18 protein-coding genes are annotated in these 22,198 nt (G+C 67.4%); 11 read left to right on the top strand and 7 right to left on the bottom strand.

Annotation, left to right across the window (positions count from 1 at the left end; all coding sequences use genetic code 11):
• Positions 1-7 precede the first annotated feature (7 nt).
• The 5 genes from H3H55_RS21950 to H3H55_RS21970 all read left to right on the top strand — a co-directional run bounded on the left by H3H55_RS21950 (position 8) and on the right by H3H55_RS21970 (position 7,842).
• Positions 8-3,181 carry an efflux RND transporter permease subunit gene (locus tag H3H55_RS21950; RefSeq protein WP_129515289.1) on the top strand — a complete coding sequence of 1,058 codons (3,174 nt, stop codon included), beginning with the start codon at positions 8-10 and terminating at the stop codon, positions 3,179-3,181.
• Complete coding sequence (locus H3H55_RS21955) at positions 3,178-4,680, top strand: efflux transporter outer membrane subunit (RefSeq protein WP_193100188.1); 1,503 nt, start codon at positions 3,178-3,180, stop codon at positions 4,678-4,680. Before H3H55_RS21950 ends, H3H55_RS21955 begins: the two co-directional genes overlap by 4 nt.
• Before the next feature lie 158 nt (positions 4,681-4,838).
• Positions 4,839-5,294 carry a MarR family winged helix-turn-helix transcriptional regulator gene (locus tag H3H55_RS21960; protein WP_193100189.1) on the top strand — a complete coding sequence of 152 codons (456 nt, stop codon included), beginning with the start codon at positions 4,839-4,841 and terminating at the stop codon, positions 5,292-5,294.
• A 180-nt stretch (positions 5,295-5,474) separates the two neighbouring features.
• Positions 5,475-6,122: a glutathione S-transferase family protein gene (locus tag H3H55_RS21965; RefSeq protein WP_193100190.1), complete on the top strand. Its 648-nt coding sequence runs from the start codon at positions 5,475-5,477 to the stop codon at positions 6,120-6,122.
• A gap of 202 nt (positions 6,123-6,324) precedes the next feature.
• A complete protein-coding gene (locus tag H3H55_RS21970; RefSeq protein WP_193100191.1) occupies positions 6,325-7,842 on the top strand; it encodes a purine-cytosine permease family protein in 1,518 nt (505 codons plus the stop codon).
• A 115-nt stretch (positions 7,843-7,957) separates the two neighbouring features.
• Here the strand turns inward: H3H55_RS21970 and H3H55_RS21975 are convergent, their stop codons facing one another.
• The 3 genes from H3H55_RS21975 to H3H55_RS21985 form a co-directional block, all read right to left on the bottom strand.
• Positions 7,958-8,713 (bottom strand): glucose 1-dehydrogenase, encoded by a 756-nt coding sequence (locus tag H3H55_RS21975; protein ID WP_193100192.1) that lies wholly within the window; start codon positions 8,711-8,713, stop codon positions 7,958-7,960.
• Positions 8,714-8,756: 43 nt separating this feature from the next.
• Complete coding sequence (locus H3H55_RS21980) at positions 8,757-9,347, bottom strand: VOC family protein (RefSeq protein WP_319022317.1); 591 nt, start codon at positions 9,345-9,347, stop codon at positions 8,757-8,759.
• Between the two features lie 128 nt (positions 9,348-9,475).
• Positions 9,476-10,393 (bottom strand): LysR family transcriptional regulator, encoded by a 918-nt coding sequence (locus tag H3H55_RS21985; protein ID WP_193100194.1) that lies wholly within the window; start codon positions 10,391-10,393, stop codon positions 9,476-9,478.
• Between the two features lie 318 nt (positions 10,394-10,711).
• Between H3H55_RS21985 and H3H55_RS21990 the strand changes: the two genes are divergently transcribed.
• The 4 genes from H3H55_RS21990 to H3H55_RS22005 all read left to right on the top strand — a co-directional run bounded on the left by H3H55_RS21990 (position 10,712) and on the right by H3H55_RS22005 (position 15,239).
• Entirely contained in the window at positions 10,712-12,028 is a 1,317-nt protein-coding gene (locus H3H55_RS21990) for an MFS transporter (protein ID WP_193100195.1), read from the top strand.
• 148 nt (positions 12,029-12,176) lie between these two features.
• Complete coding sequence (locus H3H55_RS21995; RefSeq protein WP_226800342.1) at positions 12,177-13,001, top strand: hypothetical protein; 825 nt, start codon at positions 12,177-12,179, stop codon at positions 12,999-13,001.
• 200 nt (positions 13,002-13,201) lie between these two features.
• Positions 13,202-14,452, top strand: coding sequence for an MFS transporter (locus H3H55_RS22000; RefSeq protein WP_193100196.1), 1,251 nt, complete (start codon positions 13,202-13,204; stop codon positions 14,450-14,452).
• A 175-nt stretch (positions 14,453-14,627) separates the two neighbouring features.
• Positions 14,628-15,239, top strand: coding sequence for a cysteine hydrolase family protein (locus H3H55_RS22005; RefSeq protein ID WP_193100197.1), 612 nt, complete (start codon positions 14,628-14,630; stop codon positions 15,237-15,239).
• 19 nt (positions 15,240-15,258) lie between these two features.
• Here the strand turns inward: H3H55_RS22005 and H3H55_RS22010 are convergent, their stop codons facing one another.
• The 3 genes from H3H55_RS22010 to H3H55_RS22020 form a co-directional block, all read right to left on the bottom strand.
• Entirely contained in the window at positions 15,259-16,884 is a 1,626-nt protein-coding gene (locus H3H55_RS22010; protein WP_193100198.1) for an amidohydrolase, read from the bottom strand.
• Positions 16,885-17,300: 416 nt separating this feature from the next.
• Positions 17,301-18,116 carry a helix-turn-helix transcriptional regulator gene (locus tag H3H55_RS22015; RefSeq protein WP_193100199.1) on the bottom strand — a complete coding sequence of 272 codons (816 nt, stop codon included), beginning with the start codon at positions 18,114-18,116 and terminating at the stop codon, positions 17,301-17,303.
• 226 nt (positions 18,117-18,342) lie between these two features.
• On the bottom strand, positions 18,343-18,819 hold the full coding sequence (locus tag H3H55_RS22020; RefSeq protein ID WP_193100200.1) for a nuclear transport factor 2 family protein: 477 nt from the start codon (positions 18,817-18,819) through the stop codon (positions 18,343-18,345).
• 332 nt (positions 18,820-19,151) lie between these two features.
• On the opposite strand from H3H55_RS22020, the gene H3H55_RS22025 reads away from it, so the two are divergent.
• A complete protein-coding gene (locus tag H3H55_RS22025) occupies positions 19,152-19,538 on the top strand; it encodes a winged helix-turn-helix transcriptional regulator (RefSeq protein WP_193100201.1) in 387 nt (128 codons plus the stop codon).
• 502 nt (positions 19,539-20,040) lie between these two features.
• Here H3H55_RS22025 and H3H55_RS22030 read toward each other — a convergent pair.
• Entirely contained in the window at positions 20,041-20,412 is a 372-nt protein-coding gene (locus H3H55_RS22030; RefSeq protein ID WP_193100202.1) for a YXWGXW repeat-containing protein, read from the bottom strand.
• A 607-nt stretch (positions 20,413-21,019) separates the two neighbouring features.
• Here H3H55_RS22030 and H3H55_RS22035 point away from each other — a divergent pair.
• The gene (locus H3H55_RS22035; RefSeq protein ID WP_129515273.1) at positions 21,020-22,153 is read left to right on the top strand and encodes a porin; all 1,134 of its coding nucleotides are present in this window, start codon (positions 21,020-21,022) and stop codon (positions 22,151-22,153) included.
• Positions 22,154-22,198 lie beyond the last annotated feature (45 nt).

The following is a 22,198-nucleotide window of genomic DNA, read 5'->3' on the forward strand; positions in this document are numbered from 1 at the left end:
ACATGTGATGGATTTCTCCCGATTCTTCATCGACCGGCCGATCTTCGCGATCGTGCTGTCGATCGTCATCTTCGCGATCGGCCTGATCTCGATACCGATGCTGCCGGCCGGCGAATATCCGGAAGTCGTGCCGCCGAGCGTCGTCGTGCGTGCGACGTATCCGGGCGCGAACCCGAAGGAAATCGCCGAATCGGTCGCCGAACCGCTGGAAGAGGCGATCAACGGCGTCGAAGGCATCATGTACATGAAGTCGGTTGCCGGGTCGGACGGCAGCCTGCAGGTCGTCGTCACGTTCCTGCAGGGCGTCGATCCCGACACGGCCGCCGTGCGCGTGCAGAACCGCGTGAGCCAGGCGTTGTCGCGCCTGCCCGACGAGGTGCGCCAGTACGGCGTGACCACGCAGAAGCAGTCACCGACGCCGCTGATGTACGTGAGCCTCTATTCGCCGGACAACAGCCGCGATTCGCTGTACCTGCGCAACTACCTGACGCTGCACGTGAAGGACGAGCTGTCGCGGCTCACCGGCATCGGCGACGTCGGCGTGTACGGCTCCGGCGATTATGCGATGCGGCTGTGGCTCGATCCGAACCGGCTCGCGTCGCGCGGGCTGACCGCGAGCGATGTGATTGCCGCGGTGCGCGAGCAGAACGTGCAGGTGTCGGCCGGCCAGCTCGGCGCGGAGCCGTCGCCGAAGGCCAACGACTTCCTCGTGTCGATCAACGTGCGCGGCCGGCTGCGCACGGTGCAGGAGTTCAGCGACATCGTGCTGCGCAACGGCGACGATGGCCAGGTCGTGAAGTTGTCCGACGTCGCGCGCATCGAGCTCGGCGCGGGCGACTACACGCTGCGCTCGTATTTCAACGACAAGCATTCGGCCGTGGTCGGCATCTTCCTGTCGCCGGGCGCGAACGCGCTCGACGTCGCGAAGGCCGTGTATGCGAAGCTCGACGAGCTGTCGAAGCGCTTCCCGCCCGGCGTCGCGTACCGCCCCGTGTGGGACCCGACGGTGTTCGTGCGCGAATCGATCCGCGCGGTGCAGCACACGCTGATCGAGGCCGTCGTGCTGGTTGTGCTCGTCGTGATCCTGTTCCTGCAGACCTGGCGCGCATCGATCATTCCGCTCGTCGCGGTGCCCGTATCGGTGGTCGGCACGTTCGCGTTTCTCCATCTGCTCGGTTATTCGATCAACACGCTGACGCTGTTCGGGCTCGTGCTCGCGATCGGGATCGTCGTCGACGATGCGATCGTCGTCGTCGAGAACGTCGAGCGCAACATCGCACAGGGGCTGAGCCCGCGCGATGCCGCGCATCAGGCGATGCGCGAGGTGTCGGGGCCGATCGTCGCGATCGCGCTCGTGCTGTGCGCGGTGTTCGTGCCGATGGCATTCATGTCGGGCGTCACCGGCCAGTTCTACCGGCAGTTCGCGGTGACGATCGCGATCTCGACGGTGATCTCCGCGATCAACTCGCTGACGCTGTCGCCCGCGCTCGCCGCGAAGCTGCTGCGTCCGCACGGCGCGCCGAAGGATGCGCTCACGCGTGCGCTCGACCGTGCGTTCGGCTGGCTGTTTCATCCATTCAACCGCTTCTTCGAGCGCAGCTCCGGTCGTTATCACGGCGTCGTCGCGCGCACGCTGAAGCGGCGCGGCGCGGTGTTCGCGGTCTATGCGGCGCTGCTCGCGGCCACCGCGCTGCTGTTCAACGCGGTGCCGGGCGGCTTCATCCCCGTGCAGGACAAGCTGTACCTGTTCGCGGGCGCGAAGCTGCCGGAAGGCGCGTCGCTCGCGCGCACCAGCGCGGTGACCGAGCAGATGACGAAGATCGCACTCGGCACCGACGGGGTCGAGATGGTGCCGGCGTTTGCGGGGCTGAATGCGCTGCAGGGCGTGAACACGCCGAACATCACGAACTCGTACGTGATCCTGAAGCCGTTCGACCAGCGCCACCGCAGCGCCGCACAGATCAACGCGGACCTGAACGCGCGTTTCGCGGCCATTGGCGGCGGCATCACCTATGCGCTGATGCCGCCGCCGATCCAGGGCCTCGGCAACGGTTCGGGTTACTCGCTGTACCTGGAGGATCGCGGCGGGCTCGGCTACGGCGAATTGCAGAACGCGCTCACCGCGTTCCAGGCGGCGGTCGCGAAGACGCCGGGGATGAGTTACCCCGTCAGTTCGTACCAGGCGAACATCCCGCAGCTCGAGGTGAAGGTCGACCGGCTGAAGGCGAAGGCGCAGGGCGTCGCGCTGACCGACCTGTTCAACACGCTGCAGGTCTACCTCGGCTCGATGTACGTGAACGACTTCAACGTGTTCGGCCGCGTGTACCGCGTGATGGCGCAGGCCGATGCCGGTCACCGGCAGACGGCCGCCGACATCGCGAACCTGCGCACGCGCAACGCGAAGGGCGAGATGGTGCCGATCGGCTCGATGGTGACGGTGGGGCCCGCGTATGGACCCGACCCGGTCGTCCGCTACAACGGTTATCCGGCCGCCGACCTGATCGGCGACGCCGATCCGAAGGTGATGTCGTCGTCGCAGGCGATCGCAAAGCTCCAGCAGATCGCGAAGGAGGTGCTGCCGCCCGGCATCACGCTCGAATGGACCGATCTCAGCTACCAGCAGGTCACGCAGAGCAACGCGGCGATCGTCGTGTTCCCGCTCGCGGTGATGCTCGTGTTCCTCGTGCTCGCATCGTTGTACGAGAGCTGGACGCTGCCGCTCGCGGTGATCCTGATCGTGCCCGTGTGCATGTGTGCGGCGCTGTTCGGCGTGTGGTTGTCGGGCGGCGACAACAACGTGTTCGTGCAGGTCGGTCTCGTCGTGCTGATGGGGCTCGCGTGCAAGAACGCGATCCTGATCGTCGAGTTCGCGCGCGAACTAGAAATCCAGGGCAAGGGCGTGATCGAGGCCGCGCTCGACGCGTGCAAGCTGCGGCTGCGTCCGATCGTGATGACGTCGGTCGCGTTCATCGCGGGCTCGGTGCCGCTGCTGATCGGCAGCGGCGCGGGCAGCGAAGTGCGCGCGGCCACCGGTATCACCGTGTTCGCGGGGATGCTGGGTGTCACGCTGTTCGGGCTGTTCCTGACACCCGTGTTCTATGTGGCGATCCGCAAGCTCGCGGGCGGTACGCCGGCCGTCTGGAGCGAACAGCACGGCACCCTTGAAGGAGAAAACCGATGAGCGCCGCTTTCCGTCTTTCCGCGCTCGCGATGTCGGTGACGCTCGCCGCGTGCGCGGTCGGCCCCGATTTCAAGCGGCCCGACACGGCCACGGCCGCGCGGTTCGCACGTGACGCGCATCCGGCCACGCAGCGTGATGCGTCGCCGTCCGATCTGCCGCCCGACGCGTCGGCCGATGCCGATGCCGCGTTCTGGCGCGGCTTCGGCGATCCGGCGCTGACGCAGCTGATCGATGCGGCGCTCGCGGCGAACCAGGACCTGCAGGTTGCCGTGTCGCGCTACGACGCGTCGAATGCGCTGCTGTCGCAGGCGACCTTCGATCGTTATCCGACGATTACCGCGAGCGGCCAGATCGGTCATCAGCTGATGAGCAAGGACCAGGCGTTCGGTGCGCCGCGCAGCCAGCGCGATACGCCGACGTCCAGCATCGGGATCAATGCCGCGTGGGAGCTCGACCTGTTCGGCCGCGTGCGCCGCTCGATCGAGTCGCAGCGCGCGGAAACGGCTGCCAGCGCGGCCGACGTGCGCGCGGTGCGGGTCGCGATCGCCGGCGAGGTCGCGAGCACGTACGTCGACCTGCGCGGCTCGCAGGAGCGGTTGCGGATCGCGCGCGAGAACGCCGACAACCAGAAGCAGACGCTCGCGCTGATCAATGCGCGGGTCGGCGCGGGGCGCGGCTCCGAGCTCGATGCGGCGCGCGCGCGGGCGCAGTACGAATCGACGACGTCGCGGATTGCGGTGAACGAAGCCGCGATCGGTGTCGACGAGCACCGCCTCGCGGTGCTGACCGGGCAGACGCCGGATGCGCTGATCGGCCGGTTCGACATGCCGAAAGCCGCCGCTTCGGCCGGCACGCCCGTGCCGCTGCCGGCGCTGGCCGCCGACATCGATCCCGGCACACCGGGCGACCTGCTGCGCCGGCGCCCGGATGTCGCGGCCGCCGAAGCACGGCTGCACGCGGCGACCGCGCGCATCGGCGTCGCGACGGCCGACCTGTTTCCGCGCTTCACGCTGTCGGGGCTGCTCGGCAGCGCGACGAGCAGCTACGGGTTCTTTCGCGCGGGCAGCGACACGAACCTGATCGCGCTCGGCATCGACTGGTCGTTCCTCGACGTCGGCCGGGTGCGCGCACGGATCGCCGCGAGCGACGCGGAAGCGGCCGGCCAGCTCGCGCAGTACCGGCAGACCGTGCTCGGCGCGCTGGAGGAGACCGAGAACGCGCTGCTGCGCGTCGCGCGCACGCGTGACGAGACAACGCACCTCGTGCGTGCGGCGGACGACAGCGCGCGGGCCGCGCAGCTCGCGCAGACGCGCTTCTCGGCCGGCGCGATCGACTACTACGAAGTGCTCGATGCGCAACGGACGCTGCTGCAGGCGCAGGATGCGGCAGCCGACGCCCGGATGCGCAGCGCGGCGTCGACGGTCGCGCTGTACAAGGCGCTCGCGGGCGGCTGGCCGTCGGGAACGGGGCAACGCGCGCTCGCGCAGTCGGGGCAGTAGTGCGGGCGGGGCGGCGCGACATCGCGCGGTCGTCGACGACCGCGCGGATCGGCCCGCCGATGGGTGTGCATGCCACGGCAATGGCAATGACGTGAAGGGAAATCGTATCGAGGTAAAATTTGATTGCAACTGCAATTAAATGAAAGGAACGACCTGACATGAGCGCACCCGAACCCGATCTGTGGTTCTCGTTCGTCCGCGCGCACCGGACGATGATTCGCGAGATCGAGCGGCGCCTCGCGGATGCCGGCCTGCCCGCGTATGCGTGGTACGACGCGTTGTGGGGGCTCGAAAGCGGGCCCGACGGCACGCGCCGGATGCACGAACTGGCCGACGTGCTTGCGATCGAGCGCTACAACCTCACGCGGCTCGTCGACCGGCTCGAGCAGGAGGGGCTCGTCACGCGCGCCCGTTCGGCCGACGACGGCCGCGCCGCTTATGCGAGCATCACCGACAAGGGGCGGGCACTGCGCAAGAAGATGTGGAAGGTGTACCAGTCGACGGTCGCGGAACGCTTTCTCGGCCAGTTCTCCGGCAAGGATCAGGCGGCGTTGACCGCTGCGCTCGATCGGGTGACCGCCGCGGCGCGCGAAGCGGCGGCCGGCGCCAGGTAAAAGCGTCCGGCACGCGCGTCGGACGCGCGCCATCGCCTGCGCGGTCCGGCCCGCCCGGATCGCGCAATCTGCATATCCCTCCTTCGAGTATTGGCATGTTGCCGAAGCCGCCGGTCCCGGCATAGGATTGCAATTGCAACGATTGCAGTTGCAACGCTAACCGAATGACAAGGACCCGACATGACCTCGACGCACTCCCTTACGTTCTATACGGCCGACACACCGAACGGACACAAGATCGCGATCTACCTGGAAGAGGCCGGGCTCGCGCACGACCGCGTGCACGTGAACCTGTCCGCCGGCGAGCAGCGCAGCCCGGCGTTCCTCGCGATCAACCCGAACGGCAAGATTCCGGCCATCGTCGACCACGACACCGGGCTGGCCGTGTTCGAATCCGGCGCGATTCTCGGCTATCTCGCCGCGAAGACGGGTTGTCTGCAACCCGAGACGCTGGCCGAGCACACGGCGGTCCAGCAATGGCTGCATTTCCAGATCGGTGGCATCGGGCCGATGCTCGGCCAGCTCTGGTGGTTCCTGCGTGCATCGAAGACGGTCAATGCGGAGGCGATCGACCGCTACCGGAACGAGGCGCGGCGCCTCTATGGGGTCGTGAACGGCCGCTTGTCGGCATCGGCGTATCTCGCGTCGTCGCGGTATTCGATTGCCGACATCGCCGCGTTTCCGTGGCTGCGCACGGCGTCCGAACTCGATCTCGATCTCGCCGCATACCCGCACGTCGAGCGTTGGCTCGCCGATATCGAGGCCCGGCCGGCGGTTCAGCGGGGCCTGGCCGCATGCCGCGCGCCGGTGGCCGAGCAGGTGCACTGACATTGCATCGCCCGCGCCGCACGGGCGGCGCGGCAACCGGCCGGCTACCCGCCCGGAAACATTGTTCTCCTTCGTCGTAAACGTCTCGAATGCGTGATATTTGCGCCCCTCGATCCGGTTTAGAGTGGCCGCGAATCGATGACGATGTGTCGCATGGCCGCAGCCTCGGGCCGTGCAGACGCACCAGAGGAGTGGGAGACAAATGGGTGAAGGCAGGATTACGCAGGTCGAGTCGTTCGGTTTCGAGCGCATTCCCGATGCATCGCGCTATGCGCGGCCGATCGATCTGTTCAGGTTGCTGTTCGGCGGTTGCAATACGTTTTCCACGTCGGTGCTCGGCAGTTTTCCCGTGCTGGTCGGGCTGTCGTTCAAGGCGGGCGTCGCCGCGATCGTGCTCGGCGTGCTCGCCGGCACCTGCATCCTCGCGCCGATGAGCCTGTTCGGCCCGCGCAACGGCACGAGCGACCCCGTGTCGTCCGGCGCGCATTTCGGCATCCACGGCCGAATCGTCGGCTCGTTCCTCGCGCTGCTCACGTCGATCGCATTCTTCTCGCTCGCGGTGTGGAGCTCGGGCGACGCGCTCGTCGGCGGCGCGCACAACATGATCGGCGTGCCCGTCAACGGCTTCACGCTCGGCACGGCCTACCTGGTGTTCGCGGTGCTCGTGCTGATCGTCTGCATCTACGGTTTTCGCCTCATGCTGTGGGTCAACAAGATCGCCGTGTGGGCCGCGAGCATCCTGTTCGTCGCCGGGCTGTTCGCGTTCGCCGGCCTGTTCGACCTGAATTACGCCGGCACGCTGCAACTCGGCAGCGCGGGCTTCTGGGCCGCGTTCGTCGGCGCCGTGCTGGTCGCGCTGAGCAACCCGGTGTCGTTTGCGTCGACGCTCGGCGACTGGGCGCGCTACATCCCGCAGCACACGCGGAAGCATCGTGTGATGGGCGCGGTGTTCGCCGCGCAGATCGCGACCTTCGTGCCGTTCTTCTTCGGCCTCGCGACTGCCACGATCATCGCGTCGAAGGCGCCCGCGTTCATCGCGTCGAACGACTACGTCGGCGGGCTGCTCGCGGTCTCGCCGCGCTGGTTCCTGCTGCCGATGTGCCTGATCGCGATCATCGGCGGGATGTCGACCGGCACGACCGCGCTGTACGGCACCGGTCTCGACGTATCGAGCATGTTCCCGCGTTTCCTGAACCGCGTGCGTGCGACGCTGCTGATCGGCACGATCGCGATTGCGTTCATCTTCGTGGGCCGCTTCTGGTTCAACCTCGTCGAAAGCGTCGCGACGTTCTCGACGCTGATCGATACGTTCAGTTGCCCGTGGATGGCGATCATGGTGATCGGCTACGTGACGCGCCGCGGCTACTATCTCGGCGACGATCTGCAGGTGTTCAACCGCGGGCTGCGCGGCGGCCACTACTGGTTCACGCACGGCTGGAACGTGCGTGCGATGGGTGCATGGCTGCCGGCCGCGTTCGTCGGGCTGTCGTTCGTGAACCTGCCGGGCCAGTTCGTCGGACCGCTCGGTTATCTCGCGGGCGGGCTCGACCTGAGCGTGCCGGTGTCGCTGGCAGTGGGCGGGATACTGTATTTCGTGCTGCTGACGCTGTATCCGGAACCGGACGGCGTGTACGGTCCGCACGGGCGCCGTTTCGTACGCGGCGGCAAGCAGGCGGCGCGCGGCGTCGGCGCACCGTCGATCCAGCCGAAGGGATACTGAACGACGCGTGGCAACTGGCCCCGGAACGACAACGCCGCCGAGCGGGCCTGGCCACCGGCGGCGTTGTCGTTTCCGTTTCCGGCAGCGCGACGGCCTGCCGGCGTGTCGAGCCGGATCAGTGAAACGTGCTGCCCGCGAGCATCCCGCCGTCGACGATGAATTCCGATCCCGTGCAATACGTGGATTCGTCGGACGCGAGGAACAGCACGAGACTGGCCACTTCGTCGGGCTTGCCGATGCGCGCGATCGGCAGGCCGCTATAGATGGAAGCAGGATCGAAATCCGAGAATTCGGGCGGGCGCGCCATCACCGTATCGATGCCGCCCGGATGCACCGAGTTCACGCGAATGCCGTGACGGCCGAATTCGAGTGCGGCGGCCTTCGTCATTCCGCGCACGGCGAACTTGCTCGATACGTACGCGCTGCCGCCCGCGACGCCTTCCATCCCGGCCGTCGACGACACGTTGACGATCGAGCCGCCGCCCGCGTCCTTCAGCGCGGCAAGCACCGATTTCATGCCGAGCCAGCAGCCGACCTGATTCACGTCGATCACCTTGCGATAGTCGTCGAGCGAACACGCTTCGATCGGCACGAGCTTCAGGATCGCCGCGTTGTTCACGAGGATGTCCAGCCGGCCGAAATGCGCGAGCGTTGCATCGACGGCGGCCTGCCAGTCGCCTTCGCTCGTCACGTCGAGATGCTGGAATCGTGCTGCGTCGCCGAGTTCGGCCGCGACGCGCTGGCCGGCTTCGTCCAGCACGTCGGCGATCACCACGCGCGCGCCTTCGGCGACGAACCGGCGTGCCTCCGCTTCGCCCTGGCCGCGGGCGCCGCCCGTGATCAGCGCCACCTTGCCTTCGAGTCGTTTCATGCTGCTTGCTCCTGTGAGTGAGAAGGGACGCGCGCGGACCCGCTCACGCGGAGGTGGCCGCCGCGTCGATGATGCGGACCGGATCGGTGCCGTCCCATGCGCGGGCTTCGGCGATGCCGAACGCGATCATGTCGCGCATGCCGGCGCCTTCGATCACTTCGACGCGCACGCAGGGATCGTCGGCGTCGTCGAGATACGCAACACGCGTGGCCGGGTTGCGCGCTTCGAACACGACGCGCAGGCCGCGCGCCGTGAGCCGCGCCACCGCGGTAGCGAGATCGTCGACGACCCACGCGACGTGATGCAGGCCGACGAGCGGTTGCCCGTTCGCATCGCGGTACGGCGACGGCGTGTCGTTCGTCACGTGGATCAGTTCGATCTGCAGACCGCCGCGATACGCGAGCCCGACGTCCATCGTGACCGTCACCGGTTCGCCGAGATGGCGGCCGTCGAGGCGTACGTTGCGGAACACGGTCCACGGGCCGATCTCGTGGCGTGCGCGCCAGCGCGCGATGCTGCGGTCGAGGTCGGCGACCACGTAGCCGATCTGGTCGATGGGGCCGAGGACTGGGTCGTTCATGTCGTCTCCGTGGCGCGGCGCGTGTGTGCGTGCCGTGCGCTGAATGACGGTCATGATCGCAACAAAGCGCGCGCTTCGTGCCGTCCGAACGGACTAGCGCGCGTTGTTTGCATCGCGACGATGCGGATGCGCGAAATGGAAGGAAGGTCGGGAAAGGCGAGGGTTGCGGATCGACCCGCGCGTCACCGCGCGTTCGGCCCCTTGACCGTCAGCCGGCACACGGTCGCGAGCGCGAGCAGGTTCGGGTCGCGCTCGCGCCGGTGCAGGAAGCTCAGGCCGATCGTCTGGCGGATCGTGGGGCCGGCGAGCGGCACGAGCGCGATCTTGTGCGCGAACAGGTCGCGCACGCGGCCGGGCAGCAGCGAGCAGCCGACGCCGCCCGACACCAGGTTGATCAGCGAGAAGATGTCGCCCACCCGCATCACGATATTCGGTGTGACGCCGGCCGCGCGGAATGCCTCCGTGAAGCCGTGGTGCGTCGCGAAGCCTTCGCCGAGCGACACGAACGGCTCGTCGCGGCACGCGCCGAGATCGATTGCATCGCGATGCGCATACGGCGAATCGATCGGCGCGGCGAAGAACATCTCGTCCTCGAACAGCGCGATCGATTCGATCTCGGCGTCCGGTTCGGGCAGCGCCATCAGCGTCGCGTCGATCGCGCCCTGCCTGAGCTTGTCGAGCAGGTCGGCGTTCGAGCCGAGCACGAGCTCGGCCTGCAGTTCGGGGCGGCGCTCCTTCAGCGCGATCACGACCTCGGGCACCGTGCGGATTGTCAGCGAATAGAGCGAGCCGATCTTCAACTGGCCGGCACCGTATCCGGCCGCCTCGCGCGTCGAGCGGATCCCGTCGGTCATCGTCTTGAGCACTTCGCCCGCAACTTCGGCGAGCACCAGCGCGGCGTCGGTCGGGATCAGGTTGCGCCCCTCGTGGCGGAACAGCGCGCAGTGCATCCCTTCCTCGAGCGTATGCAGCGCACGATGCACGCTGACCGTGCTGACGCCCAGCGCCTCGGCCGCCTTCGCGAGGCTGCCGGCTTCCATGAAGGCGAGCAGCACCTCGAGCTTGCGGAACGTGATCTCTTCGTTGATGCGGTTGCGCATGATGCGGGCGACGGGAAGGGCGGCCGTCGATTCTGCCGCAGAACCCCGGCCGCAACAATGCGCGAATTTCCGGGGTTTGCGCGCGGCAGGGCCAGCCGGGGAAACATTTAATCTCCGGCTAATCATCTACCGCAGGCGTTAATTGATGCGGGATTTCGGCATCCCTATCATCGGTTCACGCCGATCGTGCGCGCGGGCCGAGAGGGTCCGTCGGGCCTGTCTCGCATCGGCCGGCGATACGAACAGCCGATTCGCCCATGCCTGCCGCGGAACGCGGCAACCATGCGGCGCGGCACCATGAGACTGCAGGAGACAAGCATGCGCGACTCACGTCGGAACTCGCGGCATCGGCAGGTGGTTGCCGCTGTCGTCGGCAATACCCTCGAGTGGTACGACTTCATCGTTTACGGGTTCTTCTCCGGCATCATCGCGCGGCTGTTCTTTCCCGCCGACAGCCAGTACGCGTCGCTGCTGATGTCGCTCGCGACGTTCGGCGTCGGCTTCTTCATGCGCCCGGTGGGCGGCATCCTGCTCGGGCTCTATGCGGACCGCAAGGGCCGCAAGGCCGCGATGCAGCTCATCATCTTCCTGATGACGCTGTCGATCGCGCTGATCACGTTCGCGCCGTCGTACGCGACGATCGGCCCGGCGGCGCCGATCCTGATCGTCGCCGCGCGGCTGCTGCAGGGTTTCGCGACGGGCGGCGAATACGCGAGCGCCACCGCGTTCCTCGTCGAAAGCGCGCCCGCGAACCGGCGTGGCCTGTATGGATCCTGGCAACTGATCGGCCAGTGTCTCGCGGTGTTCTCGGGCGCGGCGATGGGCGCGTGGGCCACGCAGTCGCTGTCGGAGGCCGCGCTGCACAGCTGGGGCTGGCGCGTGCCGTTCGCACTTGGGCTGCTGATCGGGCCGGTCGGCCTGTGGATCCGCCGGCACATGGAGGAAACCGAGGCGTTCCTCGACGCGAGCAAGTCGACGGTCGAGCCGCCGGCGAGCGTGTCGCGGGTGCTGCGCGACAACCTGCGCGGCGTGCTGGTGTCGATGGGGCAGACGATCACCGGCACGGCCGTGTTCTACGTGATGCTCGTCAACCTGCCGACGTTCGCGCACAAGACTTTCGGGCTGCCGCTCGACCAGGTCTTCAAGGTGCAGATGGTGGCGGTCGCGCTGCTGACGGTGACGATTCCGGTCGCCGCGATCGTGTCCGATCGCATCGGCCGGCGGCCCGTGCTGATCGCCGGCATGCTGGCGATGCTGACGGTCACGTATCCGCTGTTCTCGTGGCTGGCCGCGGCGCCGAGCATCGGCCGCCTGCTCGTGATGCAGCTCGTGATCTGCACGATCATCGGCATCTGCTACGGCCCCGCGCCTACCGCGCTCGCCGAACAGTTCGCGACGCGCTCGCGATCGACCGGCATCGCGCTCGCGTACAACGTCGCGGTGATGATCTTCGGCGGCTTCGCGCCGTTCATCGTCACGTGGCTGACGCACGCGAGCGGATCGCCCGTCGCGCCCGCGTGGTACGTGCTGTTCGCGGCGTCGTTCGGGCTGCTCGCGAGCGTGTTCATGCACGACGGCGCGCCATGCGTGCTCGCACGCCGACAATTTCAGGGCGAACCGCTGAGCGTCAAGTAGCGACGGGCGGCGGCTGCCGTTCGATTTCGGCGGGCAGGCAATCGCTGCCCGATCCGGATGCTGTCGTCGAGCGCATCGACGCGTTTGTCCCCGCGCCATCGCAGGCCGCTATGATGGTGGCACGCAAGCTCAGCGTGGGGGATGGCAAATGTTTTCAAGGTTGAAGAAACTGCTCGATGGCGGCACGGCACGCGCGGCCGTTTTGCTGCAATCCGACCGACGGGCCGCGTGGTCGGGCGAAGCGGCGGTGCAGCCGCGTCACGTGCTGTGCTTTCTCGGCAGGGATCGAGAACTGCGGCACCTGCGCGATGCGGCGAACGCGGTGATCGCGGAATTCGCGACGGGGTTCGGCATCGATGACGCATATTCCGCCGCCGAGCCGGACGAGCGGATGAGCCGTTCGTTCGAGGTCTGCCGCGACCGCGTCGCAGCGGATGCGTGGAGGCCGGCCGACGACGAAGCCGTCGGCACGCACCAGTCGGTGCTCTATGTGCTCGGCCCGCGCATGACGCGGGAGAATGCCGTGCGTGCGTCGATCGGCGCGCTGTTCCTGGTCGATCGGCTGATCGACGCCGGCGCGGTGGCGGTCAAGGGCGAGAGCGCGGGTGTGGCGCACGGGCTGCACCGGTGGCGGGAGCTGATCCGGATGGGCGCGGTCGCGACCGACGCCGACGATGCGCTTGCGCAGAACCGCGTGTGCCGGCTGGCGTTCGCGTTGCGCCCGCTGGCGTCGGACGGTTACTTCGAAAGCGTGGGTTTTCATCTGGCCGGCCTGCCGGACGTGCAGGTGCCGCGTTCGCGCGGAAGCGATCGCGACGCGGTTGCCGTCATCGACGGCGTTGCCGACGAGATCGTGCGGCACGGGATCGACGCGACGTTGCGCGCGCACGGTGCATTGCTGATCGACGACGCGTCTCACGACGAAGACGACTTCAAGTTCAATCCTTACGGGATCGTCCGGCTGTCGTCGTGAAGGTCGACGCGTGCCGCCGGGTCTGACCGGACCCGGGCCGGGCGCCAGGAGCTGGCGTCGGGCATCGCGGCGATCGATCGGTTGCAGCGTCGGGCCGGGTATCGGCACGGCCGATGATTAGCATCGCGGGCGGCGGCCTACCGCGGCGGCTGCCCGATCATTACGCTTGGGCGATCATCCACTCTGTCCGGAAGGTCGCCATGTCCCGGCTCGACTACAAGCTGCTCGGCCCCTGCCTGCTCGCCATCGCGATCGACGCGATGGGGTTCGGGCTCGTTTATCCAATGATGTCCGCGATCTTCAGCGATCCGCACGCGGGCATCCTGCCGGCCGACGCCGGCGCGCACGCGCGCAATTTCTACCTCGGTCTCGGCTACGGGATCTACCCGCTGTGCATGTTCTTCGGCTCGTCGCTGATGGGCGAACTGTCCGATCGCTACGGCCGCCGCAGGATCATGCTGCTGTGCGTGCTCGGCCTCGCGGCCGGCTACGCGATGATGGCGGCCGGCGCATGGCATGCGAGCGTCGCGCTGCTGCTGGCGGGGCGTGGGCTCACCGGCCTGCTGGCCGGCTGCCAGGGCATCGCGCAGGCGGCGATCACCGACCTCAGCACACCCGAGACCAAGGCGTACAACATGAGCATCATGTCGCTCGCGTTCAGCGCGGGCGTGATCGTCGGCCCCGTGCTCGGCGGCGTCACGTCGGACCGGACGATCTCGCCGCTGTTCGATTACGGCACGCCGTTCGTGCTGGTTGCGGCGCTGTCGCTGGCGTGCGCGTTCTGGACCTGGGCGTCGTATCGCGATTCGGTCGCGCCGCGCGGCGACACGCGCATCGATCCGCTGCTGCCGCTGCGGATCATCCGGGAGGCCGCGCGCCAGCGCAATGTCGCGTTCCTGTCGGCGGTGTTCTTCCTGATGCAGGTCGGTTACGGGCTCTACCTGCAGACCATCATGTTGCTGCTGCAGGCGAAATTCGGCTACACGAGCGCACGGCTCGGGCTGTTCAGCGGCGTGATCGGCCTCTGTTTCGTGTTCGGCCTGCTGTTCGTCGTGCGGCTGATGCTGCGCGTGTGGCGTGTGGTCGATATCGCGAAGACGGGCCTGCTGGTTGCCGGTGTTGGCCAGATCCTGTCCGCGCTGTTTCCGCACGAGCCCGTGCTGTGGGCGCTCGCGATGGTCGTCGGCTGTTTCGACATGGTCGCGTACACGACCATGTATACGGCGTTCTCCGATGCCGTCAGCGCGGACCGGCAGGGCTGGGCGCTCGGCGTCGCGGGTTCGGTGATGGCCGTCGCGTGGGTCGTGACGGGCGCGCTCACGAACCTGCTGCCGGTGTTCGGCGAGATCGGCCTGCTGTTGATCGGCGGCGCGGGTTTCCTGCTCAGCTTCGTGATGATGGCCGCGTACGGACGCACGCGGCCGGGCGCGCGAACGGCCGCGCTGTCGTAGGCGCTCGCGCACGTTGGCCCGATCCTGTCGGACGTTGTCCTGCGGGCCGCTGTCGCGTGAAGCCGCGCGGCCCGACACTGGCGCCTCGCGGTCGGGGAGGCCCCAGGCCGCGTCCGGCGGCGCCGGCAGGCCCGGCGCGCCATCCCGTTCAATGTGCCAACCGAGAGAGCGACCCATGCAACATCCGACCATCCGTACCGTGGCAGGCGCGACGGCGCCGACGTCGATCGACGCCGCCCGCACCGCGCTGCTGGTGATCGATTTCCAGAACGAATATTTCAGCGGCCGGCTGCCGATTCCGGAAGGACCGCGCGCGCTGGACAATGCGCGGCGCGTGATCGCGTTCGCCGATCGCGCGGGCATTCCGGTGTTTCACGTCCAGCACGTCGATACGGCCGACAGCCCGATCTTCGCCGACGGCAGCGACGGTTTCCGCTTTCATGCGGACCTGCAGCCGGCGCCGCATCACGCGGTCGTGAAGAAGACGTCGGTGAGCGTGTTCCCGACGACCGACATCGACGCGCGCCTGAAGGCGGCCGGCATCGACACGCTGATCGTCACGGGCCTGATGACGCATGCGTGCGTTGCCGGCGCGGCACGCGATGCGGTGCCGCTCGGTTATGCGGTGATCGTCGTCGACGACGCATGTGCCACGCGCGACCTCGATGTCGCGGACGGCGGCACGGTGCCGCACCGCGACCTCCATCGCGCGACGCTGGCCGCGCTGTCGGACACGTTCGGCGACGTGCTGACGACCGAGCAGGTGCTCGCGCTCGGCGTCGCCTGACGGTCGCCCGATCCGCGCTTCAGTCGGCCCAGCCCGGCGCGGCGTACACGACTTCGCCGCGGAAGCATGTCTCGATCACGCGGGTTTGCGCGAACGTCTCGACCGGGTGCGCGAACGGATTGCGGTCGAGGATCGCGAAGCTCGCGTCCTTGCCCGCTTCGAGCGAGCCCGTGCAGTCGTCGAAGCGCAGCGCATACGCGGTGTTCACCGTATAGGCTTCGAGCATCGTGAGCAGGTCGAGGCGCTCGTGCGGATTCCACGGCGGGCTGTCGGGCTGGTCGATCAGCAGGTGCGTGACGCCCGTCTGGATGATCTGCATCGGGTCCATCGTGCTGACTGACCAGTCGGAACCGGCCGCGAGCATCACGCCCGCGTTGCGCATGCTCCGGAACGGGTAATTGCGCGCGGTGCGCTCGGTGCCGAGCAGGTCGCGATAGAGCTGTTGCTGCTCCTCGCGCGCGGCCGTCCACAGCGTCTGCACGCTCGCGATCGCACCGAGCCGGTTGAAGCGGCTCATGTCAGCCGGATCGACGAGCTGCAGGTGCGCGAGCTGCGCGCGCCGGTCGCGCATCCCGTTGCGGTACTGCACGTACTCGAGCGCGTCGAGCGTCATGCGCACCGCGCGGTCGGCGAGTGTATGGAAGTGCAGGTCGAAGCCGGCCGTATCGGCGAGCAGGCAGATCTCGTTCAGCGCGTCCTGGCTCCATAACGCGAGGCCGCAGTCGTCGGTGCCGGCATACGGCTCGAGCAGCGCGGCGGTCTTCGATTCCGGCACGCCGTCGACGAAGATCTTCACCGTATGCAGGCGCAGGTTGTCGCACTCGTATTCGCGACGCCACGCGACGAAGCGTTCGACCTGCTCGCGCGGGTCGCGGCGCGGGTTCGCATAGAGGCCCGCGCTCATGTAGGCCTTGAGCGTGCCGGTGCGTTGCGCGGCGGCGTAGGCCTTGAGTTCAGCCTCCTCGACGCGCGCGTCGAACCAGCCCGTGATGCCGAAACCGTGCGCCATCGCGTGCGCTTTCGCGAGCGATTTCGGGTAGCCGGCCGGGCTCAGTTGCGGAATGATCGGGCAGATGCGGTAGAACGCCGCTTCATGCACGACGCCGTTCGGCGCACCTGCCGCGTCGCGCTCGTAAACGCCGCCGGTCGGATCGGGCGTATCGGCGTTGATGCCGGCCGCTTCGAGCCCCTTCGTGTTGAGACAGCCGCTGTGCACGTCGAAGCCGACCACGAGCAGCGGCCGGTCGGGCACGATCCGGTCGAGCAGCTCGCGGGTCGGATACGCGCCGAACGCGGCGAGGTTGGCGCCGCCGAGATAGACCCACGGTTCGTTCGGCGTCGCATCGGCGCACGCGCGAATGCGCTGCAGGATCGCGTCGGGATCGTTGATACCGGACAGGTCGAAGTCGCCGAGGATCTGATGGCCTTCGAGCGGGTGCACGTGACCGTCGATGAGGCCCGGCAGCATCAGCCGGCCGGCCAGGTCGACCATCCGTGTCGCGGGGCCGGCCAGCGGGCGGATGTCGTCGTCGCGGCCGACCGCGACGATCTTGCCATCCTTCGTGGCGAGCGCCTGCGCGAAGCGGCGCTGCGCATCGCCCGTGTAAAGCAGGCCGTTCAGATAGATGGTATCGGCGTGTTGCATGTGTCTCCTCCGGATCGGGGGCTGATCGACGGGCGCACGTGTCCCGCGGGCGGGCCGTCTGGCTCGTCCGGTCGCGTGTACCCGGTCGGGTTGGAATAGGGTGTGGCGTTATGTGCCGGTGCTGCGCGGCAGGGGCGGCGGTGGGCCGCGGCGAAGGCCGGCCGCCGCCGGCGCGTCATGCCGGTTTCGCCGACGCGTCCGTATCGGCAAATCGATGGGCGGCGCGCTCGCGGCCGTGCGGGCCGGCGTCCATCCGGTATGCGGCATTCCGTGTCTCCGTGGCATCCGACGCGTTCCTGTCGTCGGGTGAGTCAGATACTAGGAGCGGGGCGGCCGGCTGTCTGTCATCGTTTTGAGGACAAACCGCGACAAAGGCGGCGGGGGCGGCGGGTGCTGCGATGACGCGGTGGCGTCGTCTAGTGACTACGGTCTTCCGGCTGCTCTTCTTCGGTCACGCACCACGCGAACAGCCCGGCCCGGTTCGGGACACCGAGTTTCGCGAGCGCGCGTCCGAGATAGGTGCGCACGCTGCTCGGCTTCAGCGCGAGCGTGTCGGCGATCTGCGGGACGGGTTGGCCCTGCAGCACGGCGCGGCACACGAGCCGTTCGCGCTGCGACAGCGCCGCGCCGCTGGCCGACAGCCGCTGTTCGAACCGCTGCAGCAGCGCGCCGTCGTCCGAGCGCGGCGTCAGGCGTGCGAGCCGCGCATGCTGGACCAGGAGCGGCAGCACGAAATCGCCGAGCTGCCGCAGCAGCGCCAGTTCGGCCAGCGTGTACGACGGCTGGCCGCGTCGGCGGAACAGCGAGAACGCATAGACGTAGTCGCGCTCGCTGCCAAGCAGTGTGCAGTCTTCGCCGAGCTCGCCGAGCGCGAATTGGCGGCCGTATTCGGTCGCCGTGTCGATTTCCTCGTTGCACGAGAACACGAGCTGTGAATCGGTGGTGCGCTCGATATGCGGGAGCAGCGTGTCGGTGCGCCACTCGCCCTGTGTATACAGATTGAGCGCGTGGCGCGTGCCGTCGGGGTCGTCGCCGCCGGCGAAGAACAGCACGTCGACGCTGTCGACCGATTTCGACGGCGCGTCGCGCCGGTAACGCGTCGCGACGCTGTAATGGGACTGCGGGTCGACGGTTTCGCGCAGCCATGCCCAAAGCCGGGCGGGAAACTGCGGACTGCCGAGGCTGGCGACCAGGTCGCCGGCGTTGCTCAGGGAAATATGGGCGGGGCTCATCGTTGACACCGTCTTCGCGAACGGCCGCGTGTGCCGGCCGTGCTTCGTGTGCGGCCGCGCGCTGGCGGGGCGGCCGGCGGTGCGGTCAGGCGAGACGGAGGCCGGCGCGGCGGCGATGCTCGATTGTAGGGGAGTTCGCCGGCGCGGGGCAGCCGCGCCTCGCCGGTGCGGCGGCCGGATCGGCCTTCAACGGGAAGTGCGCTTCGTCGCGCACCGGCCCCGCGCGTCAGAACATCGTGTTCTTGTTCGCGGCTGTTTCGGGCACCGGCTGGATCACGTCCCAGTGCTCGACGATCTTGCCGTCCTTCACGCGAAAGATGTCGACGACCGCTTCGCCGCGATCGCCCGGACGCTCGGTTGCATGCACGTGCAGGTACACGAGGTCGCCGTCGGTCGCGCTGCGGACGATGCGTGCGCGCGATGCCGGGTTCTTCTGGAAGGCGCCGACGAAGTACGACACGAACGGCTTCTTGCCGTCCGGCACGTGCGGGTTGTGCTGCTTGTAGTCGTCCGCGACGACGGCGGCGGCCTCGACCGCTTCGTGTTTGTTGAAGAAGCGGTCGTAGAACGTCAGCACGAGCTGGCGGTTCGCTTCCTCGGCGGCCAGGTCGCGCTGGGCCGGGCCGGCGGCCAGCGCGGCGGCCGATGCGGCGAGCAGGACGAATGCGGCTACGGCGCGAACGGGGGAGCGGAGCGATGACATGTAGCGTTTTCCTTGTCTGATGGTTCGTGGGTCGGCGCGCGATGCGCGACCGCGGGTTGCGCCGATCGTGTTGATCGGTGAGGCATGCGGGCGTGGCTGCAGGCACGCATGCGCCGCAGCGATGCAAAGGGTTCGCCGTGAAGCCCCGGCGTCGCGGCTACTCGAATTGCGAGGCCGCGCGGCATCGTCATGCTTCGTTGAACTGGCGAATTCGGGCGGCTGCCGGGCCGATCGAATGGTACAGTTGCCGCGAACCCGTCACAAGAAGTCACCGCGGTGTGAACAGGTCACACCGCGATGACCGTGCGTTGCCCGTGAAAGAGAATCCCGCCATGCCGTTGCCGTCCGCCGACGAAACCGTCGAACTCGATCAGCCGTGCCCGATCCGCGATGTGCTCGACCGCATCGGCGACCAGTGGAGCCTGCTCGTGCTCGAAGCGCTGTCCGGCGGAACGATGCGCTTCAACGAACTCGGCCGCGCGATCGGCGATGTGTCGAACCAGATGCTGTCGCGTACGCTCAAGCGGCTCGAGCAGGACGGCTTCGTCAGCCGCACGCTGTTCGCCGAAGTGCCGCCGCGCGTCGAATATGCGCTGACCGACCTCGGGCGTTCGTTCCTGACGCCGATGCAGGCGATGATCCGGTGGGCCGACGAACATCATCGCGCGATCTGCGCGGCGCGCCGCCGTGCGCGGGAGTCGGAGGGCGGCGGGCGCTGAGCGGAACCGTGCATCGTTTCGTCGACTGGCGGTGTGTCGCAGATGGCGCGCGATGCGACGAGAGACGGCCGGATGCATTCGCATCGACAGCACATGATTTCGTTATCCGAAGGGTTTCGTCGGGATCGAAGGCCGGGCGAAGCTTTGCCGTGTTGGTCGGACATGCGGCAATGCGCTTGCGACGCGACGCCCGGATCGATGGCTTGGCATCGGGGCGAACGAAACATGCCGCCCTTTGCTGGCCGGTGTGCGATCAGGGAGCGGCAGGAATCCGGTCGATGCAGGATTGCGCGCCGGGGATCGGCGGGTATGTAGATTGTCGGCGTGTTGCCCGATTGAGGCTTTGGCGTCGGTTTGGGCGGCCGGGATCGTCCCTGAGAAGGGCAGGCGGCGCAGGATTCGCGCGCACCCGGCCTGGCGCCATGATTCCATGCCCGAGCGGCGCGGGTTCGTGCGTGCCGTCAGGCTCCGGACCCGCCATCGGCCGGAGCCGGTCGGCGGCCTAGCGCCACGAACCGTCGACGTAGATCCACACCTGCCCCTGGCGACGCCAGTAGCCGGGAACCCACCGACGCCCCGGGCGCCGCGCGACCCAGCGGCCGGACACCCATATATAGCGGCCGCGCTGCCAGCTCCAGTAACCGTCGGTCCATATATAGCCATGCGGCCGCGGCGGCGGCGGGCGGCGGTCGTGCCGGGCTGCCGGCGGCCCGAAGCCCGGGCGGTCGGCGTAGGGCGGCCCGCCGGGCACGCGGTTCGGGCCGGACGGCCGGTACACGGGCGGCGCGGGCTGGGCCGAGGCGGCGCGGAGCCAGCCGGTGCCGACAAAGGCGGCGGTCAATCCGATGGCGCGCAACAACGAGCGTCGATTCATGGCGTGTCCTATTCTGAAATCGGGTTCGCCTTACATTAGTCTGCCGGTCGACGGGCCGGGTTACGCAGGCGGTTAAGCCTGTTACCGCATGTCACGGCCGATGGCCGGGCCGGCTGCTGCCGCCGCACGGGGCCGTCCGGGCAAGCCGCGCGGTTGCGTGACGTCGGCTTCGTCCGTCCGACCGGATGTTTATCCGCTGTCCGACCCGTTTCAGGAATCCGGAACCCGGCATTCGAGGTCGGATTGGGTAAAAATTGCCGATTTATGGGGTTTGCCCGGAGTGGTTTGTTGTTTCTATGCAACCGTCAAGACGATGACATGAAAGAATGATGCGATGAAAGCCTCCAAAAAGCTGCCGTCAAGAGGCCAAAAACAAGCGTTAAAACAAATACTTATAACGCGGCCCCACTTTCATTATTTCTAGTTCTGGAAAAGCTTATTTCTTTATTCGCGGATCGCGCCCCTAGGGTACACCCCTAAACTCACGGTTCCCAAACGGGCAACTATCCGGGCGCGGCCAGCAGGACCGATGGCGTTCCCGGGCGGTTGAGACCGTTTATGAAACAAGGTCGCGAGACCTGCCTCTTTTTAGAAGGGAGCTCCACGAATGAACAAGACTCTGATCGTTGCAGCAGCTGCAGCATCGTTCGCTACCGTCGCTCACGCGCAAAGCAGCGTCACGCTGTACGGCGTGCTGGACGCAGGCATCACCTACCAAAGCAACGTCGCAACGGGCGTCAACGCAGCTGGCCTGCCGGTCAACGGCAAGTCGCGTTGGGCGATGGGTTCGGGCATTGACCAGAGCCGTTTCGGCCTGCGTGGCTCGGAAGACCTGGGTGGCGGCCTGAAGGCAATCTTCACGTTGGAAAGCGGCTTCAACATCGGTAACGGCAAGTTCGCGAATGGCAACGGCGGCATGTTCAACCGTCAAGCTTTCGTCGGCCTGTCGAGCCAGTACGGCACGGTCACGCTGGGTAAGCAATACGACGCAACGCAAGACTACCTGGCGCCGCTGACGGCAACGGGCTCGTGGGGCGGCACGTACTTCGCGCACCCGCTGAACCTTGATCGTCTGAGCACGAACGGCGATGTCGCACAGAACAACACGGTCAAGTTCACGAGCGCGAACTACGCTGGCCTGCAATTCGGCGGCACGTACTCGTTCTCGAACAACACGAACTTCGCCAACAACCGTGCGTACAGCGCGGGTGCTGCATACCAGTTCCAAGGTCTGAAGCTGGCTGCTGCATACTCGCAAGCGAACCTGGGTGACGGTACGAACGCAAACGGCGCAACGTCGTCGGCGATCGGTGGCATCGCTAGCCAAGGCCGCGTCCGCACGTACGGTGCTGCTGCTGGTTATGCATTCGGCCCGGCGCAAGTCGGTGCTGCATGGACGCAAGCGCGTCTCGACAACAATGCAGTCGGTAGCCTGGGCTCGGTGCGCACCGACAACTACGAAGTCAACGCAAAGTACAACCTGACGCCGGCTCTCGGCCTGGGTGCTGCTTACACGTACACGAACGCGAAGATCAACAACGGCAGCACGCACTGGAACCAGTTCGGTCTGCAAGCTGACTACGCACTGTCGAAGCGCACGGACGTCTACGCACAAGCTGTGTACCAGCGTGCAGCGAAGAACGGCATCGGCGCATCGATCTACAACGGCGACAACTCGGTTCTGCCGAGCTCGTCGATCAACCAAACCGCAGCAACGGTTGGTCTGCGTCACCGCTTCTAAGCGTGACGGCGGGGTAACCCGCTTCGCAGCATCGAAAAAGGCGCC

Source organism: Burkholderia sp. Z1, from assembly GCF_014893795.1.
Lineage (GTDB): Bacteria > Pseudomonadota > Gammaproteobacteria > Burkholderiales > Burkholderiaceae > Burkholderia > Burkholderia theae.

What these genes read in the sequence shown, in the direction of transcription:
- H3H55_RS21950 (WP_129515289.1), top strand. Translation starts at nt 8, where the DNA reads ATGGATTTCTCCCGATTCTTCATCGACCGGCCGATCTTCGCGATCGTG.
- H3H55_RS21955 (WP_193100188.1), top strand. Translation starts at nt 3,178, where the DNA reads ATGAGCGCCGCTTTCCGTCTTTCCGCGCTCGCGATGTCGGTGACGCTC.
- H3H55_RS21960 (WP_193100189.1), top strand. Translation starts at nt 4,839, where the DNA reads ATGAGCGCACCCGAACCCGATCTGTGGTTCTCGTTCGTCCGCGCGCAC.
- H3H55_RS21965 (WP_193100190.1), top strand. Translation starts at nt 5,475, where the DNA reads ATGACCTCGACGCACTCCCTTACGTTCTATACGGCCGACACACCGAAC.
- H3H55_RS21970 (WP_193100191.1), top strand. Translation starts at nt 6,325, where the DNA reads ATGGGTGAAGGCAGGATTACGCAGGTCGAGTCGTTCGGTTTCGAGCGC.
- H3H55_RS21975 (WP_193100192.1), bottom strand. Translation starts at nt 8,713, where the DNA reads ATGAAACGACTCGAAGGCAAGGTGGCGCTGATCACGGGCGGCGCCCGC.
- H3H55_RS21980 (WP_319022317.1), bottom strand. Translation starts at nt 9,347, where the DNA reads ATGACCGTCATTCAGCGCACGGCACGCACACACGCGCCGCGCCACGGA.
- H3H55_RS21985 (WP_193100194.1), bottom strand. Translation starts at nt 10,393, where the DNA reads ATGCGCAACCGCATCAACGAAGAGATCACGTTCCGCAAGCTCGAGGTG.
- H3H55_RS21990 (WP_193100195.1), top strand. Translation starts at nt 10,712, where the DNA reads ATGCGCGACTCACGTCGGAACTCGCGGCATCGGCAGGTGGTTGCCGCT.
- H3H55_RS21995 (WP_226800342.1), top strand. Translation starts at nt 12,177, where the DNA reads ATGTTTTCAAGGTTGAAGAAACTGCTCGATGGCGGCACGGCACGCGCG.
- H3H55_RS22000 (WP_193100196.1), top strand. Translation starts at nt 13,202, where the DNA reads ATGTCCCGGCTCGACTACAAGCTGCTCGGCCCCTGCCTGCTCGCCATC.
- H3H55_RS22005 (WP_193100197.1), top strand. Translation starts at nt 14,628, where the DNA reads ATGCAACATCCGACCATCCGTACCGTGGCAGGCGCGACGGCGCCGACG.
- H3H55_RS22010 (WP_193100198.1), bottom strand. Translation starts at nt 16,884, where the DNA reads ATGCAACACGCCGATACCATCTATCTGAACGGCCTGCTTTACACGGGC.
- H3H55_RS22015 (WP_193100199.1), bottom strand. Translation starts at nt 18,116, where the DNA reads ATGAGCCCCGCCCATATTTCCCTGAGCAACGCCGGCGACCTGGTCGCC.
- H3H55_RS22020 (WP_193100200.1), bottom strand. Translation starts at nt 18,819, where the DNA reads ATGTCATCGCTCCGCTCCCCCGTTCGCGCCGTAGCCGCATTCGTCCTG.
- H3H55_RS22025 (WP_193100201.1), top strand. Translation starts at nt 19,152, where the DNA reads ATGCCGTTGCCGTCCGCCGACGAAACCGTCGAACTCGATCAGCCGTGC.
- H3H55_RS22030 (WP_193100202.1), bottom strand. Translation starts at nt 20,412, where the DNA reads ATGAATCGACGCTCGTTGTTGCGCGCCATCGGATTGACCGCCGCCTTT.
- H3H55_RS22035 (WP_129515273.1), top strand. Translation starts at nt 21,020, where the DNA reads ATGAACAAGACTCTGATCGTTGCAGCAGCTGCAGCATCGTTCGCTACC.